We start from the raw sequence: 18,399 nt of genomic DNA, 5'->3' as shown, positions 1-18,399 counted from the left end.
TTTACTTTCCATTCTTCTTAGCTTGTTGAATCAATAGGTCAATTGTACGGAGGTTATTTGGCGACGGCTTGATATTAGAAAATACCTTCAACGGATCAGCGACAACAACTCGACCATCATAGCCAATAAGGAACTGAAGATCATCAATCTTTATATTTTTATCTATCATTGTCTGCTTAATATTCTGCAAATCAGTAACGCTTTGACTATTCAACAAAGATGAGTCACCTATAACCCTAACCTTACCATTCTGCAGCGCAACGACGTCCTTAGATCCTTGCGCAAATTTATCCATTAACATACCGGGCTGTCCGCTGACAGTAACACCGCGCGCGTTTACCGTCGGAATTCCCAGAACATTCAACTGATTTAACATCCCGATCTCATCAGTAATCAATTGAGGGTTCTTTCCGGCTTGTAGAACAGCGACGGCTTGATTATCGCCATAAACAAATACATTCTTATTGCCGCCCTTGCCAAGGAATTCCCCCAGAGAAGACGAACTAATATCTGCGGCACCATTTGCCCCACCTGCCGCCGGTGCCTCCTGCGAAACCTTAACGATTTTAACATCCTTGGGCGCAGCGACCTGCACAGAGGTATTGCTGGCCAGCTTCCCAATAACTTTTGCGACACCCAGTGTCGCCACGAACTTAGCACCGTCAATGGCGGCCGTCTTGAGCGGATCGTTCTCGCTAGGGTAGGTCTGCGAATTGAACGAATCCAGCACGCGGCGGCCTTCGCTCGACATGTACGACCCCAGCAAGGCCTGATTGCCATCGTTCGCCTGCTTCCACGACACCACGGTGACGACGCCGCCAAGCACCGCCACGCCGCAGCCGGCCCCCAGCGTTGCCGGACAAGATGCGGCGCCGCCGGCGGTCATGATGCCACCGCCGACCGTACCAACCGCGCCGAAGCCCAGGTTAACCAGGCCTCCGCCACGGTGGAACACCTCGTCCTTGCGCGTCCGGAAGTCGCGCATGCTATCCAAATATGGCGCATAGACAAATTCGCCCGTGCCTTTCAACGTCTTTTGCTCGGCCATGTAATACTGCCCGTCGTTCTGCAACGCCCTGACCTTGGCGTACAGGGGATCGCTGGTCGGCACGCCATCGGCACACTTCACCAAGGCGCAAGCGGCCGCATCCAGCCTGTACTGCTCCGCTTTCGTTTTGTCCTTCTTCAGGAAGGCCAGCTTGTCGGCCTCGCTTTTGTGCAACTGCCGGTTGTACCGGTCGACCGTCTCCGCCGCGTTCGCTCCCTGCGCCGCGCCGGTCAGCGCGCTGGCGCCACCCTGGCCGCCCACCGCCGATGCCGCCAAGCCACCCAGCGCACCGCCCAGCGTGGCAAACGTTTCCTTGTAGGTGTTGACCAGGTCCTCCCTGGCGGTGCCGGTCAATTTCCGCTTGTCGGCTTCAGCTTCGCCCAGCGCCTGGCCCAGTTGCTGGCCCTGGTTGCCGGCCACCACCCCGCCGGCGGCGCCCGCGGCACCCGCGCCGCCGCCCGTCACGCCGCCGATCAGACCTTGCGCGGCCACGTGCAAGCCGATCCGGTATACGCCGTTGTCGCCCCAGTTGTCGGCCGTCCTCTGCGCCTCGGCCGCCGTGGCGGCGTACTCGTTCGCCTTTTCCGTGTCGCCATTGGCCCGCGCTTCCTCGGCCAATTGCTGATTGGCCGTCACCCTGAACTGCGCCGCGTCCTGCTTTTCCTTGCCGATGTCGCCCACCAGGTTCGCCGCCAGCGGCGCCGCCGCCTGGATGAACGCGGCCGTCGTCGCCAGCATCGTTTCCACTTCCTTCTTGTCGAAGTTGTTGGCGATCCTGCCGCTCGTGTCGACGCCCGTTTCCACCTTGCGGTTGGTGTCGGCCGCCGTCTGCGCGGCGCCCTTGCCGGTCGCGGCGAGCTGGGCCGCGTCGTCGCGGATCACCAGCTGGCCGGCGCCCACGCCGCTGCGGGTGGTGCTGCTGTCGTTGGCGCTGGTTGCGGCGGCCACCGGCGTATTCACCTTCGAGCTCGATTTGCCCATGTTCTGCAGGTCCGTCCCGCCCGGGCCGGCGCCCTTGCCGTCGCCGCTGCCGCCCATCGTCATGCCGCCGCTCACGCCCACGCTGCTGCCCTGGGTCGTCGCGTGGTTGGCGATGTCGCTGCTGGTCAACGTCCCCGTGTCGAGCACGCTGGCCGTGGCGCCGGCCGCCGTGGCGCTGATCACGGCCCCCTTCAGGTCCGTGTTGCCGCCCACCTTGACCTGGAAGCCGCCGTCGCCGGCCTGGATGCCGCTCTGCTCCTGCACGCTGGCGTAGTCGCTGTGGATCTTGCTCTGGTTGACGCTGCCGCTGACGCTGGCTCCCATGCCCACCGTGCCGCTCACGCTGATGCTCTGGTTCTTGCTGTCGAACTTGGCCGTGTCCTGCAGGCTCTCCAGGTTCAGGTTGCCGCCCACGTTGGCCACCACCTGCTGGCCGCTGGCCACGGCACCCCTGATGTTGGTGTCGCCGCCGCTGCTGATGTCGAGCTTCCGGCCCGCCGTCACGTGGCTGTTGAGCTGGGTCGTGCCCTCCCCGTCCTCCTTGCCCCGGCCCGCGCTCAGGCTGGCCGTGAAGCCGATCGACATGCCTTGGGTGCCGATGCTCGCGCCGATGCCGGCCGCCGCGCTCATGCTCTTGCTTTCGCTATGTTGGCTTTCCGTGTCCTGCGCGGCCAGCAGGTTCACGTTGTTGTCGGCGCGCAGCTTGATGTCGCCCTTCGCGCTCAGGTCGCTGCCGAGCACGGTGATGTTGCTGTCCTTGCCGCCGCCGCTGGCGCTGATGCTCAGGTTGTTGCCGGCCGTCAGCGCGCTGCCGCTGTTCGTCACGCTGGCCGTCGTTTGCGTCTGCTGCGATTCGGAATGGCCGGCCGTCAGGCTGATGCTCACGTTGACGCCGTTCTTGGCGATGCCCGCCGCCGCGTTCTTGGCGGCCATGGCCGCCGTGGCCGCCGCCATGGCCTGCACCCGGGCGTTCTTGGTGTTGCCGATCGCCTTGTTGGCGCTGTCGATCGCCTGCAGCGCCTCGACCACCGAGCCGCCCACCGCCAGCGTGAAGCCGTCCTGCACGCGGCTCAACGTGAACTTGCCCTTGCTGTCGTCCCGGCCCGGGTCGATGACCACGCTCTTGCCGGCCAGGCTCATGTCCTGCGCGGCGGCCAGGTCGCTGCCGCTCACCTTCAAGCCTTCGCCCGCCGTCACCGACAGGCTGCCGTCGCTCGAACCGACCATGCTGCGCGCCTGCCCGCTTTGCGTCGTCGCGTCCTGCGTGCGGTCGGTGGTGGTGGTGCGCGTGCCGTAGCTGATGCCAAATCCGCCGCCGCCGCCCAGCAAGCCCTTCTCCTGCACGCTGCGGTGCGAGGTGGTGCTCGAGGTTTCCGTCGCCGCCGCGATTGTCACGTCGTGGCCGGCGGTGAGCACGGTGGGCTGGTCGCCCAGCACGGCCGAACCCAGCACGGACAGGTCGTGCCCGGCGCCCAGCGCGACCGTCGCGCCGCCCAGGCTGCTGCCCACGGCGCTGCTGCTGTCGCGCGTGTCGCGCGTGGTGACCAGCGACTTGTTCAGGAAGCCGGTGTCCATGTGCTGGCGGGCCTCGTCGATCTTGAGCGTGGCCACGCCGGCCGTGATGTTGAGGTTGTTGCCGGCCTGCGCGCTCAGCGCGCCGCCCGCCTGCAGGTCGGCCGCGCGCAGATTGATGTCGCCGCCCGCCTTCAGGGCGATGCCGCCCGTGGCCTGGATCTGGCTGCCCACCTCGTTGCTGACGCTGTCGTGGCGGAAGTTGTTGGCGTCCCAGTTCAAATTGTTGGCGCTGGCCGTGGTCACCGTGCCGAGCCCGATGTCGCGCCCGGCCGACAGCACGGTCGCGCCCTCCTGCCCGGCGTTGCCGATCCGCGCCGCCTGCAGCGCGATGTCGCGCCCGGCCTGCATCAGCAGCGTGCCGCCGCCGGTGGCGCCGTCGCCCGTCACGTACAGCGAGGCGACCCGGTCGACGTTGGTGCGGCTGAAACTGTTGCCGTCCACCGCGCTGGCCGCGCTGCGGGTGGTGGTCTCGACGTGGATGTCGCGCCCGGCCGTGGCCACCAGCGCGCTGTTGGCGGAGATCGTGCCGCCGATGTTGTTCAAGTCCGTCCGCGCCGTCACGGCCACGGCGTCGCCGTGGATGCGTCCGCCCAGGTTTTGCACATTGTCGGCCGTCAGCCTGACCACGTCGCGCCCGGCGATGGTGCCGCTGTTGAGCAGGTCGCCGGTGACCTGGACGTCGACATTCTTGCCCGACAGCAGGGCGCCGCCGCCGTCGAGGTCGCCCTGCCGCACCCGTACATACACCTGCGGCGCCAGCACCTTCTGCACCGAGCCGTCGGCCAGCGTCACCTCCTGTTCCACCAGCCACACGATGTCGCTGCTCAGGGTCGCCATCTGGGCCGGCGTCAAGGCCACGCCGGGACGCAGGTTCCACTGCTTGGCGTAGGCCACGCCGGCATCCATCAGGGCCTGGTATTGTTCGTCGTCGTTGCTGTAGTCGCCCAGGAAGCGGCGACCCGTCAACTGCGCCACTTGCGCACGCACCAGGCCTTGCTCGTAGAAACCGTCGCCGAGGCGTTTTTGCGTCACGTCCGGCGCCAGTTGCACCGCCGCCACCATGTAGTCCGAGCTGCGCCATTCGCGATAGCCGGCGAAGCGCGGGTCGGTCTCGACCAGGTGGCCGGCCGTCGGGGCGGCGTTGACGGTGTACAGGCTCGCGTTCGGGATGCGCGTCGGGGGCGTGCCCGTGCGTACCACCTGCGCGCCGCCCGTCGCGTGCGCGCCCTTGTCCTGCTCAACCCGGCCCATGCGCGCCGCGTCGGGACCGCTCAGCCCGGTGGCGGCCTTGACCGCACCGGCCGCGCTCGCCGGGCCGGCGTGCACCTCGGCGGCGACGGCGAGGCCGGCGTGGTCGGGGCCAGGGGAGCCGACGGCGGCAGCGGCGCGCTCGCCGCTGGCCGCGGCGATGTTGCCGGCCTGGGCGGCGGTGCCGGCGCGCGCCGTGCCGTCGAGTCCGGCGGCGCCGGCCGCGGCGTCCACCTGCCGCGCGGCGACGCCGGCGCCGGCGAACTGCACGTCCACCGCCGTGCCGCCGGCGGGCGCCGCGGCCGCGGCGCTGGCGGCCGCCTGGGCGCCGGTCGCCGTCGCCACGCTGCCCGCCTGCGCCGCGTTGCCGGCGCGCTGGCTGCCGTTCAAACCACTGGCGCCGGCCGCCGCCGCCGCTTGCTGGCCGTCGGCCGTCGCCACCGCGTCCACGCTGGCGCCCACCTTGACGATCGCCGCCTGCTTGACGATCGCGCCGGCCGTGCCGGCCGCGCTGGTGGCGCCGTTGACACTGACCGCCGCCGCCGCGCCCGGCGCCGACGCCATCTGGTCGGGCGCGACGCCGGTTTCATGCCGTTCCGCGCTCAACGTGATGGTCTCGATGGTATCCGGCGGCGCGTAGGATGTGGTGCTGTTGCCCGAACCGTCGGTCCCCTTGCGGTGCACGCGCCAGTTCGCCGTCGCCGTGCCGACGTCGGTAGTGATCTTTTGTCCCTGCGTGGCCGGATTGGACAAATCAGCCGCGTTAATGCTCAGCATGCCGCCGGCCAGGATATGGCTATTGTCGTTGAGAATGCCGCCGCCCGAGATGCTCAGATTGCCACCGCTCACAATGCGGCCCGGGTCCGAATTGGTGATCACGCTTTGCCGCGTCGTGCGGCTCACGTTGTACTGATTCCATTCCTCGAATTCGCCCTCGGGCGTGCGCAGATGCAAGGACTCGTCGTTATAGGTTTGCACGCCAGGCGTGCCGGCCGCGTAGCGCCGCGGCGAATTCTTGCCCTCGTATTCGACGATCTGTTGCGGCGCGCTGGACTCGCCTATGCCGATGCTGAAATGGCTGTTCAGGTTGTTGACCTGGCTCGCCGCCAGGCTCATGCCGCCCAACGCTTCGATGGTGGCGCTGGCATTGTTGACGACGCCGGCCTGGCCGCTGGCGGAGCGGCCCGCATCCAGCGCGCCGCCGATGGCCAGCTCGCCGGCACTGAAGATCAGCGCATGCTCGTTGTTGTTGATCGCCTGGGCGCCGATATCGAGCCGGCCGCGCGCGGCGATGGTGGCGGCGATGCCGCCCTCCACGTTGTTGTTGAGCGTACCCGCGCCGATGCTCAGATGGTCGCCGTAGATCCTGCCCGCGCCCAGGTTGTTGAGCGTGCCGGCATTGACTTCCGTGTCGCCGCCATCGATGACGCCACGGTTGTTCAGCACGCCGGCCGCGCTGACCCGCGTGGTGGTGGCATGCATGTCGCCGCTGGCCGTGTTCTCGATATTGGCCGCCGTGATCGCCAGCGTGCCGCCGGCGCGCAGCGTGCCCGCGTTCTGCAAATCGCCCCCCAGGATGATGGTGGCGTTGCCGTTGGTCGTCAGTTCCCCGCCCGCGTCCTGGCGGTAGTTGCCGCTCAGGTCCAGCGTCAGGTCGCCCAGCGACAGCAGGCGGCCGTCGAGCGTCAGGCTGGCCGCGCGGATGGCCGTGTCGCTGCCGCCGATCAGCGTGCCGCCGGTGTTGGTGACGGCCAAGGCCCGGCTGGCGCTGGCGTCCGCGATGCTCAGTTTGCGGCCCCCGCTCATCAGGCCGCCGCTGTTGTCGACGCTGCCGCTGCTCGTCACCGTGACATCCTGCTCGGCCCGGACGGCGCCGCCGACGTTGTTCAATACGCCCGCCGTCAGGTTGACGTTCTTGCCTTCTATGCCCTGGTTGGCGCCTTGCGTGTCGCGGTTGTCGATCTGCGCCGCGCTCAGGCTCACGCTGCCGCCCGAGCGGATCAGGCTGTGCCGGTTGTCGATGGCGCCCGCGCCGGCCTGCAGCGTCAGATCGCCCAGTGTTTGGATCTGCCCGCCCTGATTGTCCAGGCCGGCGATGGCGAGGTTGACGCTGGACTGGCCGACCAGCTGTCCGGCCAGGGTGTTGCTGATGCGGCCGCTGCTCCCCGTGACGGCGCCGCCGGCGCCGAAGAAGCCGGCGGCATTGTTCCAGTCGCCCAGATGCAGGGTCGCCGCGCCGCCGCTGACGATGCCGCCGACGCCGCCGGCGTGTTGCGCCGCGTAGGCCGCCGCGTTGGTGTTGGTCAGCGCGCCGGTATCGAGCGCCAGCGTGGTGCCGGCCTGGAGCAGGCCGGCGTCGTTGTTAAGCGCGCCGCCGCGAACGTTCAGGGCCTGAGCGGCCGCGACCGTACCGAGCCGGTTGTCGATCGCCTGGCCATGGCTGTCGATGACGACGTTGCTGCCGACGATGCTGCCGGCGACCGCGTGGCCGGAGGCCTGTGTGTTGCTCAGTCCGCCGTTGCGCAGCGCGATGTCGCCAAGCGCCTGGATCACGCCGCTGTCATTGACGGTGTTGCCGCCCGTCGTCACACTCACATTGCCCTGGACCGAGGCGAGCTTGCCGTCCGTATTGTCCAGCACATTGGCCGTCAGCGTCGCATCGCCGTTCGCGGCCAGCAAGCCTTGGCCATTGTGGATGCCCTGCGCCGCGGCGACCCCCAGCTTGCCGGCGGCGCTGATCTGGCCTTGTTGGTTGGCGATGTCGCCGCCGCTCAGCACGAGGTCGCCGCCGGAAGCGATGCGGCCGCCGCCGCTGTTGTCAATCAAACCGGAGGCGCTCACGCGCATGCCGCCGGTGCCGGCGCCCTGCACGATGCCGCCACGGTTGTTGAGGGCGCCGGTGCTGAGCGTCGTGTCGCCATTGCTGGCGACGACGCCGTTGCGGTTGTCCAGCGTGCCGCTGACGGCCACGCTGGTGTTCCCCGCTCCCAGCTGGGTGATGCTGCCCTGTCGGTTGTCCAGCTTACCCGCCGCAATCGTGAGCCGCTGCGCAAGGGTGCTGGCGCCCACGTGGTCGACGTTGCCGGCCGTGATGTTCAAGTCGCCGTTGCCCGTGATCTGGCCCCGCGCGTCGCTCAGGGTGCCGGCGTTGATGGCCAGCGTGCCGCCGCCCGCGTGTTCTATCTTGCCGTCCGCGTTGATCAGCGTGCCGGCGCCAAGGGTCAGGTTGTTGCTGTTGACGGCGATGCGGCCCTGGGTGTTGTTCAGTGTGCCGCCGGGCGTGCTCAGCACGATGGCGGTGTCGCCAGCGCCCGTCTGCACGATCGTGCCCTGCGTGTTGTCCAAGCCGGCCACCTGCGCCAGCAACTGCCCGGCGCTCAGGGTGCCATGTCCGTTGACCAGGGTTTGGCTGGCCGTGACGGCCAGCGTGTCGGCCGCCGTCACCGTCGCATTGCTGGTGACGACGTTGCCGCCGTTGGCGTTCAGGGCGATCTGGGCGGCGCTGGTCTGGCTGCCGCCCAGGTCCACCGTGCGGCCAGTTAACACGGCCTGGCCGCCGGCCAGGTTCTGGCCGTGCGAGCCCATGGTTTGCGCGGCGGTGACGCGCAGGTCGCCCGTCTGGGCCAGGGTGCCGTCCGCCTTCATGCCTGCGGCGAGCAGGCCGGCCGCGCTGTTGTCCAGCGTGTTCGCGCTGAGCGTCGTATTGACCTGGGCCGCGATGACGCCGCTGTTGACGAGCGCTCCGGCCACGCTCAGGCTCTGGCTGCCGGCCGCATACAGGCTGCCGCTGTTGTTGACGCTGTTTGCCACCGTGTCGAGTTGGCCACCGGCGTAGATGCTGCCGGCCGCATTGTTCAGGTCGGCCACGCGCAAGGCGGCATCGCCGGCGATGGCCTGCAGGCTGCCGCGGCTGTTATCCACGCTGCCGGCTTGCAGCGTCAGCTTGCTTCCGGCGGCAATCAGGCCGCCGGCGTTGTTGAGCGCCGTGCTGGCGCCGACGTGGACGCTGCCGACGGCGCCGATGTGGCTGCCGCTGTTGTCGAGCGTGGCCGCGCCCAGCGTCATGTCGCCATTGCTGTCGATCCTGCCGCCACGGTTGTCCAGCGCGCCGCTGGCCGTGACGGCGCCCTGCCCGCCGCCGAGCTGGGCGATCTGGCCGGCCCGGTTGTCCAGGTTGGCCGCCGTGATCGCGAGGCGCTGCGCGACGCTGCTGGCGTCGCGGTGGTCGATGTCGCCGGCCGTGATGCGCAGCGTGCCGTTGCCGACGATCTGGCCATGCTGGTCCTTCAGCGTGGCGGCCGTCATGGCCAGGGTGCCGCTGCCGGCGTGCTCTATCTTGCCGTCCTGGTTGATCAGCGTGGCCGCGCCCAGGGTCAGGTTCGCGCTGTTGACGGCGATGCGGCCGGCCGTGTTGTTCAGGGTGCCGCCCGGCGCGCTCAGGGTCAGCGCGGTGTCGCCGCCGCCGCTCTGGACGATGCTGCCGTGGCCGTTGTTCAGGTTGGCCACGTTCAGCGCCAGTTGCCCCGCGCTCAGGCTGCCTTGGGTGTTGTCCAGCACCTGGGTGGGCGCGGCCGCGGCCGTCACGCTCAGGGTGCCGGCGGTGGCGACCTGGGCCTGGGCGGTGCGCACGTCGCCGCTGCCGGCCGTGACGGCGATGTTGGCCGCGCCGGTCTGGCTGCCGCTCAGGTCGACCGAGGCGCCGCTCAGGGCGGCGTCGCCGGCCGCCACGTTGTGGCCGATCGCCTGCAGGACATGGGCCGACGTCACCGTCAGATTGCCCCCCTGGGCCAGGCCGCCGTCCGTGCGGACGCCGGCGCCCAGCAGGCTGGCGGCGCCGCTTTGCACGCTGCCCGCCGCGATCGTCATGTTGCCCAGCGCGGCGGCCGAGCCCGTGTTGACGAATGCCCCGTCGACCCGCAAGGTCTGGTCGCGTCCGGCGTACATCACGCTGTCGTTGCGCACATCGCCCGTGGTCTGGACCGTCAAATCCGTCCCCGCGCTGACCATGCCCTGGCTGTTGAGCAGGCTGGCCGCGTTCAGCGCCATGGCGCCGTCGCCGGCCTGCAAGGCGCCCCGGGTATTGTCGAGCGCCCGGGCGTCGACGTTCAAGGCGCGCGCGGCGACCAGGACGCCGTCGCCGTTGTTCAGCGCCCCCAGGCTGCTCACGCCGGCCGACGCGGCCGAGGTGATGCGGCCGTGGCTGTTGTCCAGCGTGCCGGCCTGTACTTGCAGTGCGCCGTTGGCGGCGATGGCGCCGGTGGCGTTGTCGAGTTGCCCCGTCACACCCAGCGACATGCTGCCCTCGCCGCTTTGCAGCAGGTGGCCGCCCCGGTTGCTCAGGCTGTCGGCCTGCACCGCCACGCTGGCGGCGGACGTCGTGGCGCCGTTGTGCGCGAAGCCGGCGGTCTTGATGCGCAAGCCGCCGTTGCCGACGATCAAACCGCGCTCGTCGTCCAGCGCGCCGCTGGTGGTGATGGCCAGCGTGCCGCCGCCCGCGTGTTCGATCCTGCCGTCCGTGTTGATCAGCGTGCCGGCCCCAAGGGTCAGACTGCTGCTGTTGACGGCGATGCGGCCCTGGGTATTGTCGAGCACACCGTCGTTGGCGCTCAGTTCGATGGCCGTGTCGCCGCCGCCCGTCTGGACAATCGCGCCGTGCGTGTTGTCCAGACGGGCCACTCGCGCCACCAGCTGTCCGGCGCTCAGGCTGCCATGCTCGTTGCGCAGGGCCTGCGTGGCCGTGATGGCCAGCGTGCCGGCCGCCGTCACCGTCGCATTGCTGGTGCTGACGTCGCCGTCGCTGGCCTCCAAGGCGATCTGGCCGGCGCTGCTCTGGCTGCCGCCCAGGTCCACCGTCCTGCCCGCCAACACGGCACCGCCGGCGGCCAGGTTCTGGCCATGGGACACCACGGCGTGCGCGCTGCTGACGCGCAGCTCGCCCGTCTGGGCCAGGGCGCCGTTCGCCTTCACGCCCGCGCCCAGCAGGCCGATGGCGCTGCTGTCCACACTGTCCGCGCTGAGCGTCGTGTTGCCCTGCGCCGCGATCACGCCGCTGTTGACCAGCGCTCCCGCCACGCTCAGATTCTGGTTGCCGGCCGCGTACAGGCTGCCGCTGTTGGCGACGCTGGCCGCCACCGTGTCGAGCCGGCCACCGGCGTAGATGCTGCCGGCCGTATTGTTCAGCTCCGCCACGCGCAGCACGGCATCGCCGGCGACGGCTTGCAGGCTGCCATTCGTGTTGTCCATCCTGCCCGTCTGCACCGTCAACCGCGTGCCGCCCAGGATGGCGCCGCCGGTATTGTCGACGCCGCTCGCCACGATGGCGGCGTTGCCGGTTGCCGCGATGCGGCCCTGCTGGTTGCGCAGGCCGTCGGTGTGGATGCTGGTGTCGCCATTGCTCTCGATCTTGCCGCCACGGTTGTCCAGCGCGCCGCTGGTCGTGATGGCGCCCTGCCCGTTGCCGAGCTGGGCGATCTGGCCGGAGCGGTTGTCCAGATTGTCGGCCGTGATGGTGGTGCGCTGCGCGCTGGTGCGGGCGCCACGGTGGTCGATGTCGCCGGCGGCGATCTGCAAGTCGCCATTGCTGGTGATCTGGCCGTCCCGGTCGCCCAGGGTGGCGGCGTGGATGACGAAGGCGCCGGTGCCGGCGTGCTCGATCTTGCCGGCCGTGTTGAGCAGTGTGCCCGCGTCCAGCGTCAGCTTGCCGCTGTTGACGGCGATGCGGCCGGCCGTGTTGTCCAGCGTGCCGCCGGGTGCGCTCAGGCGGATCGCGGTGTCGCCCTGGCCGCTCTGGACGATGCTGCCCTGGCCGTTGTTCAGCTTGGCCACGTTCAGCACCAGTTGCCCCGCGCTCAGGCTGCCTTGCGTGTTGTCCAGCATTTGCGTGGGCGAGGCGGCCGTCACGCTGAGTATCCCGGCGCCGCTGACCTGGGCGTTGGCCGTGCGGACATTGCCGCTGCTGGCCGTGACGGCGAGATTGGCCGCGCCCGTCCGGCTGCCGCCCAGGTCAATCGACTGCGCGCGCAATACCGCGTCGCCGGCCGCCACGTTGTTGCCGTTCATCTGCAAGGCATGGGCCGACGCCACCGTCAGATTGCCGTTCTGCGCCAGGCTGCCGTCGGCGCGCACGCCGGCGCCCAGCAGGCTCCCGGCGCTGCTCCACACGCTGTCCGCCGTGATCGTCATATTGGCCTGCGCGGCGGCCGCGCCGGTGTTGACGAAGGCGCCGTCGATCTGCAAGGCCTGATCGCGCCCCGCGTACATCAGGCCGTCATTGTTCAAGTTGCCCGTGGTATGGACCATCAAGTCCGTACCCGCGTTGACCGTGCCATGCCAGTTGCGCAGGGTGGCCGCTTGCAGCACTACGCTACCGCCAGCGGCCTGGATCGTGCCGCGCGTATTGTCGATACCCAAGGCGTCGACGCGCAGCCCGTAGGCGCCGGCGACGACGCCGTAGCTGTTGTCCAGCGCGCCAAGGCTGCTCACCTCGGCCCGCTTGGCCGAGGTGATGCTGCCAGACCCATTGTCCAGCCCGCCCGCCTGCATTTGCAGCACGCCGTTGGCGGCGATCTCGCCGGTGGCGTTGTCGAATTGTCCCGCCACGCCCAGCGTCATGCCGCCGTCGCCGCTTTGCAGCAGGTGGCCGGCCCGGTTGCTCATGCTCTTGGCCCGCACCGACAAATTCCGCGCGTTCGTGCTGGCGCCATCATGGTTGAAGTCGCCGGCGCCGATGTCCAGCGCGCCGTTGCTGCTGATCTGGCCGCGGTTGTCGACCAGGGTGGCGGCGTTGATGGCGAGCGCGCCCGTGCCGGCATGTTCTATCTTGCCGTCCGTGTTGATCAGTGTGCCGGCCCCGAGCGTCAAACTGTTGCTGTTGACGGCGATGCGGCCCTGCGTGTTGTTGATCGTGCCACCCGCGGCGCCGAGCACGATGGCCGTGTCGCCGCCGCCGGTCTGGACGATGCTTCCTTGCGTGTTGTCCAGGCCGGCCACTTGCGCCAGCAACTGTCCGGCGCTCAAGCTGCCATGCAGGTTGAGCAGGGACTGGGCCGCCGTGATGGCCAGCGTGCCGCCCGCCGTCACCGTGCCGTTGCTGGTCGTGACGTCGCCGCCGGCGGCGTTGAGCGCGACGTCGGTGGCGCTGGTCTGGCCGCCGCTGACGTCGACCACCTTACCCGCGAGAACGGCGCCGCCCACGGCCAGGTTTTGGCCGTGGGCGCCGAGTTCCTGCAGCGCCGTCACGCGCAGCTCGCCCGCCCGCGCCAGGCTGCCGTCCGCTTTCACGCCCGCGCCCAGCAGGCTGGCCGCGCCGCTCTCCACGCTGTTCGCGCTGAGCGTCGTGTGGCCCTGCGCCGCGATCACGCCGCTGTTGACGAGCGCCCCGCCGGCGGCCAGGCTCAGGTCGCCGGCCGCATACAGGCTGCCGCTGTTGCTGACGCTGGCGGCGACTGTGTCGAGCTTGCCGCCCGCGTACACCGTGCCGGCCGTATTGTTTAAGTTCGCCAGGCGCAGCGTGGCATCGCCGGCCAGGGCCTGCAGGCCGCCTTGCTGGTTGTGCACGTCGCCCGCCTGGACCCTCAGATGGGTGCCGGCGACGATGGCGCCGCCGGCGTTGTCCAGGTCTCCCGAGAAGACGCTGGTGCCGCCCACGGCGGCGATCCGGCCCAGCGCGTTGTGCAGGCCGTCGGTGCTGATGCTGGCGTCGCCATTGCTCTCGATCTTGCCGCCGGTGTTGTCGAGGCTGCTCGTGGCGACCAGCGTGGCGAGCCCGCTACCGGTCTGGCTGATGGCGCCGCCGCTGTTGTCCAGGCTGGCCGCCGTGATCGCGATAGCCCGTGCGGCAAGCGTGGCGCCGTGCTGATCGATATCGCCGGCCGTGATCCGCAGGGCGCCGTTGCCGGCGATATGCCCCCGTTGGCCGCTCAGGGTGGCGACCGTCATGGCCAGGGTGCCGCTACCGGCATGTTCCAGCGTACCGTCCGTGTTCAACAGCGTGGCCGCGTCCAGCGTCAGGTTGCCGCCGTTGCTGCCAAGGTAGCCCTGACGGTTGTCCAGCGTGCCGGCCAGCGCCAGCGTCAGGTCGGCGGTGCCGGACTGGGCGACATGGCCGCCGACATTGGAGAGGTCGTGGGCGCCGATGGCCAGCCGGTCGGCCGTCACGTGGGCGCCGTCCGTGCGCACGGTCTGGGCGGCGCCCAGCGCCAGGGCGCCCGCCGTGGTGACGCTGGCGCGGCTGGCGTCGAGATCGCCGGCCGTCGCGCTCAGCGTCATGTTTGCGCCGGACAGCTGCGCACCGGACAGGTCGAGCCGGCGCGCCGTCACGCCGATGTCGGCGCCGGCGGCCATGGTGCCGTGCGCGGCGACGGCCTCGGTCGCCGTCACCTGCAGGCGGCCGCCTGTGCCCAGCTTGCCGTCCGCGTTCACACCGGCGCCCAACACGGCGCCGGCGCCCGCTTCGATGCGCGAGGCGGCGCCGTTGGCCAACAGCGTGGTGTTGCCTTGGGCGGCGATGGTGCCATTGCTGGCGATAATGCCGCCGCTGGCAAGCCGGGTGTCGCCTTCGGCATAAACGCTGCCGCCGTTGTCGATGTCGCCGGCGGCGGCGACGCTCAAGGCCGCGGCCGCCCCCGCCGCGCGCAGGCTGCCGCTGTTGCCGAGCCAGCCGTTCGCCTGCAGCACCAGGTCGCCGCCGCTGCTGGCCAGGATGCCGGCGTTGCGCATGCCCAGGCCGGCTTCGGTGCCGATCAGGGTGATCTTGCCGGCATACATGCCCCCCATCTGCGCCACGTCGAGGGCGAACAGCGGTGCCGCCCCGGTTCCCGCCAGCGGCGCCACGGCCGCCGCCGCGCCCGGCGCCAAGTCGATGCGGTTGGCGCCGACGGCCACCTGCAGCTGCTTGGCCCAGACGCCGGCGTTCAGCTGCACGGCGCGCGCCAGAATGGCCGTATAGTCGGCCTGCGCCGTATCGAGTCCGCCGCCGCCGACCGTCACGGTGCCGCGCTGCACCAGGTAGCCGTCCAGGTCGCCGTTGTTCAGCTGCGGCAAGCCGGTGGTGATGACGACCCGGTTCGCATTGATGAAGCCGCCGCCATCGATGTTGACGCCGGCCGGATTGGCGATCACCACCTCCGCCCGGGGACCGGCCACTTCCACGAAACCGCGCAACTGGCTGGGATCGTTCGAGTTGACTTCATTCAGGATCACGCGCGCGGGATCGCGCTGCATCCAAGGATTGCCCTGGACCCAGCCGCCGAGCTGGCTTTGCACGTCGCGATAGCTGTTGTTCAGCACCGCGCCCTTGGCCGTCACATCAAACCGCACATAGGTGTTGCGCGACACCCCGGACGCGCTGGGCGTCTGGATATTCACCTGCGTCACGCCGTTCGACGTTTGCAGCACGGTCGGGCGCTGCTTGCCCGGCGCATTCGGATCGGCCACGATCTGCGCATGGACCGGAACGGCCAGCAGGGCCGCCATGCCCAAGGCGCCGGACAAGGCCAGGCACAAGGGCCGCAGCACCGCCGCCAGGCCGTGCCGGTAGCGCGCCGCCGCCCCTGTCACCGCATCGCCCCCGGCGCCGGCCGCCTTGCCCGGCGCACTGGCGTGCTCGCCGACGACCATCAATTGGCCACGGCGTTCATTGAAAATGATGCGGTACAGGTGCTTGTTCATGCGGCTCTCTATCTAATTAACGGGTTGATGCGATCGACAACGGGGTCAGGCGGCGTCGCCCGGCATGGCCAGCGGCCGCTCCTGCCACCAGGCGGCGGCCTGGGCGCGCGACACATGGTCGCCACGCAAGGCCTTGACGCGCGGACCGCGTTCATCGCCACGGTGGTACAGCAAGCGGAAACACGACTCCGGCAACAGCGCCGTGACCAGCCGCCGAAATTGCGCGGTATGGCCGAACGGGGCGACCCAGTCGGTCATCCACATCCGGTCGCCGCCCGTCCAGTCCGGCACCGGTAGCAGGGCGCTGGAGCGGCATTGCAGATAGCGGCGTTCCGCCTCGGCGCTGAGATTGGCCCAGGCCAGGTAGGCGACGGGACGCATGCCGCCGGCACCGTCGTCGGCGGAGGCCAGGATGTATTGCTGGGCCTTCAAGGGCGGCAGCAAGGTCTGGCTCAGCGCCATCAAAGGCAGTTCGCGGTGGCGCGCGGAATGCAGCCACAACCACGCGACGGCGCCCAGCACCTCCGCCTCGCTATGGCCCGGCAGGCCGAGCGCGGGCGCGGTGACCTTGAAAGAATGAGATGACATGGCGCTCCCCGGCTAATAGTTCAGATTGATCGAAAAGCCCGCCGTGCGGCTGGCGGTACGGAACGGCGCCGGTTTGCGCACGGGCGCGCCGACGAAGCCGTCGTACTGCAGCGCCCGCCACTGGCCGCGCAGCCCGAGCGCGGCGCCGGTCAGCCGCTTGCCCACCAGATTGGCGCTGGACGGCCCGCCCACTTCGCCGTGGTCGAGCCCCACATACAGCTCCTGCGCCGCCGCGCCCAAGGGCACGCCGATTTCGTTGCGCAACAGCCAGCCGCGTTCGGCCGCCAGGCTGTTCTCGCCGTCGAAGCCGCGCACCGTATAGCGTCCGCCGATGGCAAAGCGGTCTTGCGCGATCAGCGCGGTGCGGTTGTGCTGGCTGCGCCATGCGCCCTGGTAGCGCAGCCGCCGGCCGGCCAGGGCGACGGGTACGCTGACGGTGGCGTCCGTGGTGATCACGCCGAAGCGCGAAGTGCCTTCGCCGCGAATTTCCTCGACGGCCCGCTGGGCACGCCAGGCGCCGGTGCCGCGGCGGTAATTGGCGTGCAGTTCGAGCGTGGCGGCGCCGACGGTGGCGCGCTGCTCCACGCCCGTTTCCCAGCCCGCCATGCGGCGGCGCTGCACTTCCACTTCGGTGTCGTCGATGAAATTGCGCGAAGACCGCGCCCAGCCCCGCAGCGAGACCGTGGTTTTGTTGCGGGCGTCGCGGTACACCACGCGCGCCAGCTTGACGTCGCCGTTCTTGCTCTCGCCGCTGTAGGTGTAGTCCTGATACTGGCCCGCCACCGATTGGCGGTAGCTGCTTTTGCTGCCCGTGATGCCCAGCAGCCAATAACCAACAGGCAGCGAATAATGGACGGTGGCGCCCTGCCCGCTGGAGTCCGCGCGGCTCAGGGCGTGATTGACACTGACGAAGAACAAGTCGTTCAGCGCCAACGGGTGGTCGTACGAGATCGTCATCGCCGCCTGGTGTTTCCCCGTCGCGGCGCTGCCGGAGTCGTCCAGTGACAGGCTGGCCCGCAAGGGCGAGGCTTGCCGCCACAGGATGGCCAGATCGCTCTCGCCCGGCCCAGCGCCCGGCCCCTCGGCCGGCAGGATTTGGATGTCGGCATCGGCCGTCGGCACGCGCTTGAAGTTTTCCAGCCCCTGTTCGATCGCACGCAAGTTGAGCAGCTCGCCGGCGCTGGCCGGTATCGCATTCCACAAGGTGGCGCGCGCGCCGCTGCCGGGCAAGGTGTGCACGGCGCGCACCCGCCCCGCGATCAGCGTCAACTTGAGCGTGCCGCCGCTCAAGTCCTGCGGCGCCACCAGCACGCGGGTGGTGACATAGCCGCGCTGGAGGATGGCGTTTTGCGCCCGTTGCAGCACCTGGTCGACGGCGCGCGCGCCCAGGCAATGGCCGATGGGACTGTCCGACTGCCCCGCCCCGGTCCGGCCGGCCGCCGCCAAGGCCCACTGGAAGGACGCGGCGGCCGCCCCTTCCAGCACGATATGCTCAACGGTAAAACAAGGCGATTCGTCGAAGCGCAAACGGCCGCCATCGCTTGCGCCGGCCGGCGCCGGCAAGCGCACGTCGGGCCGGCGTTCGATCTGTTCGCGCAGTACGCGGGCCCGTTCCTGCTCACGCAACACTTCCTGGCTGGCCGCCGCCTCCTGCGACAGCGCCTGGCTCCAGGCCTGCGCCGCCGGCCAGGCGGCCAGCGCCAGCGCCAGCCCAAGGCGGCAGGCGCTGGCAGCGCGCTCGGTCAAGGGTGCGGCGGCAGGAAACGGAATGGGCGTCGGCCGGCAACAGGCGGGCGCGCGCGCCACCAAGCGGTGCCGCGGCACGGGAAGCTGATACATAGGTGTCCTCTAGATTCTGAGAAATTCAGGTACGACCGACGCCGGCCGCGGCTTGCCTGGGGCAGCGCGCGCAGCGCCGTCGCGGCCAGGAAAACGGTAAGAATTTGCCCCGCTGGCGGCCGGGCAAATGCAGCCGCCTGCGCCCCGCTCCGCCATGCCCAGATCGCCGCGGCGGCACAGGGGATCGTTCAGCGTCGCCGATCAATGCAAAAACAGTACTTAATGGAAACATTATAACTATAAGCAATAAACATTTCCATACGGATACATAATTTTTATAAAAATTAATATGTGTTATTTGCTAATGATGTGACGATCGGAGAGTTTTGACAGGACACAGCTGTGCTAGGCAACTATCGGACTTGGTCCTCGGACGAGGCGGGAGGGGAAGGTAAGCAGGATTGACCACCGCCGCCCCTCGAGGAGCGGCGGGCGCGGTAAGCAGAGAACGG

The 18,399-nt window shown here is 69.3% G+C and carries 3 protein-coding genes; all 3 read right to left on the bottom strand.

Annotated elements, in window-relative coordinates; all coding sequences use genetic code 11:
• Nucleotide 1: 1 nt before the first annotated feature.
• The 3 genes from QC826_RS12260 to QC826_RS12250 are packed head-to-tail and all read right to left on the bottom strand — an operon-like array spanning nt 2 to nt 17,806.
• Nucleotides 2-15,520 carry a hemagglutinin repeat-containing protein gene (locus tag QC826_RS12260; RefSeq protein ID WP_279765867.1) on the bottom strand — a complete coding sequence of 5,173 codons (15,519 nt, stop codon included), beginning with the start codon at nt 15,518-15,520 and terminating at the stop codon, nt 2-4.
• 45 nt (nt 15,521-15,565) lie between these two features.
• A complete protein-coding gene (locus tag QC826_RS12255) occupies nt 15,566-16,108 on the bottom strand; it encodes a toxin-activating lysine-acyltransferase (protein ID WP_279765866.1) in 543 nt (180 codons plus the stop codon).
• A gap of 12 nt (nt 16,109-16,120) precedes the next feature.
• Entirely contained in the window at nt 16,121-17,806 is a 1,686-nt protein-coding gene (locus tag QC826_RS12250) for a ShlB/FhaC/HecB family hemolysin secretion/activation protein (protein ID WP_409567875.1), read from the bottom strand.
• Between the last annotated feature and the right edge of the window lie 593 nt (nt 17,807-18,399).

Source organism: Rugamonas sp. DEMB1, assembly GCF_029834475.1.
In the GTDB taxonomy this organism is placed as follows: Bacteria; Pseudomonadota; Gammaproteobacteria; order Burkholderiales; family Burkholderiaceae_D; genus Rugamonas; species Rugamonas rubra.
This window is presented reverse-complemented; position numbering and strand designations above follow the sequence as displayed.

What these genes read in the sequence shown, in the direction of transcription:
- QC826_RS12255 (WP_279765866.1), bottom strand. Translation starts at nt 16,108, where the DNA reads ATGTCATCTCATTCTTTCAAGGTCACCGCGCCCGCGCTCGGCCTGCCG.
- QC826_RS12260 (WP_279765867.1), bottom strand. Translation starts at nt 15,520, where the DNA reads ATGAACAAGCACCTGTACCGCATCATTTTCAATGAACGCCGTGGCCAA.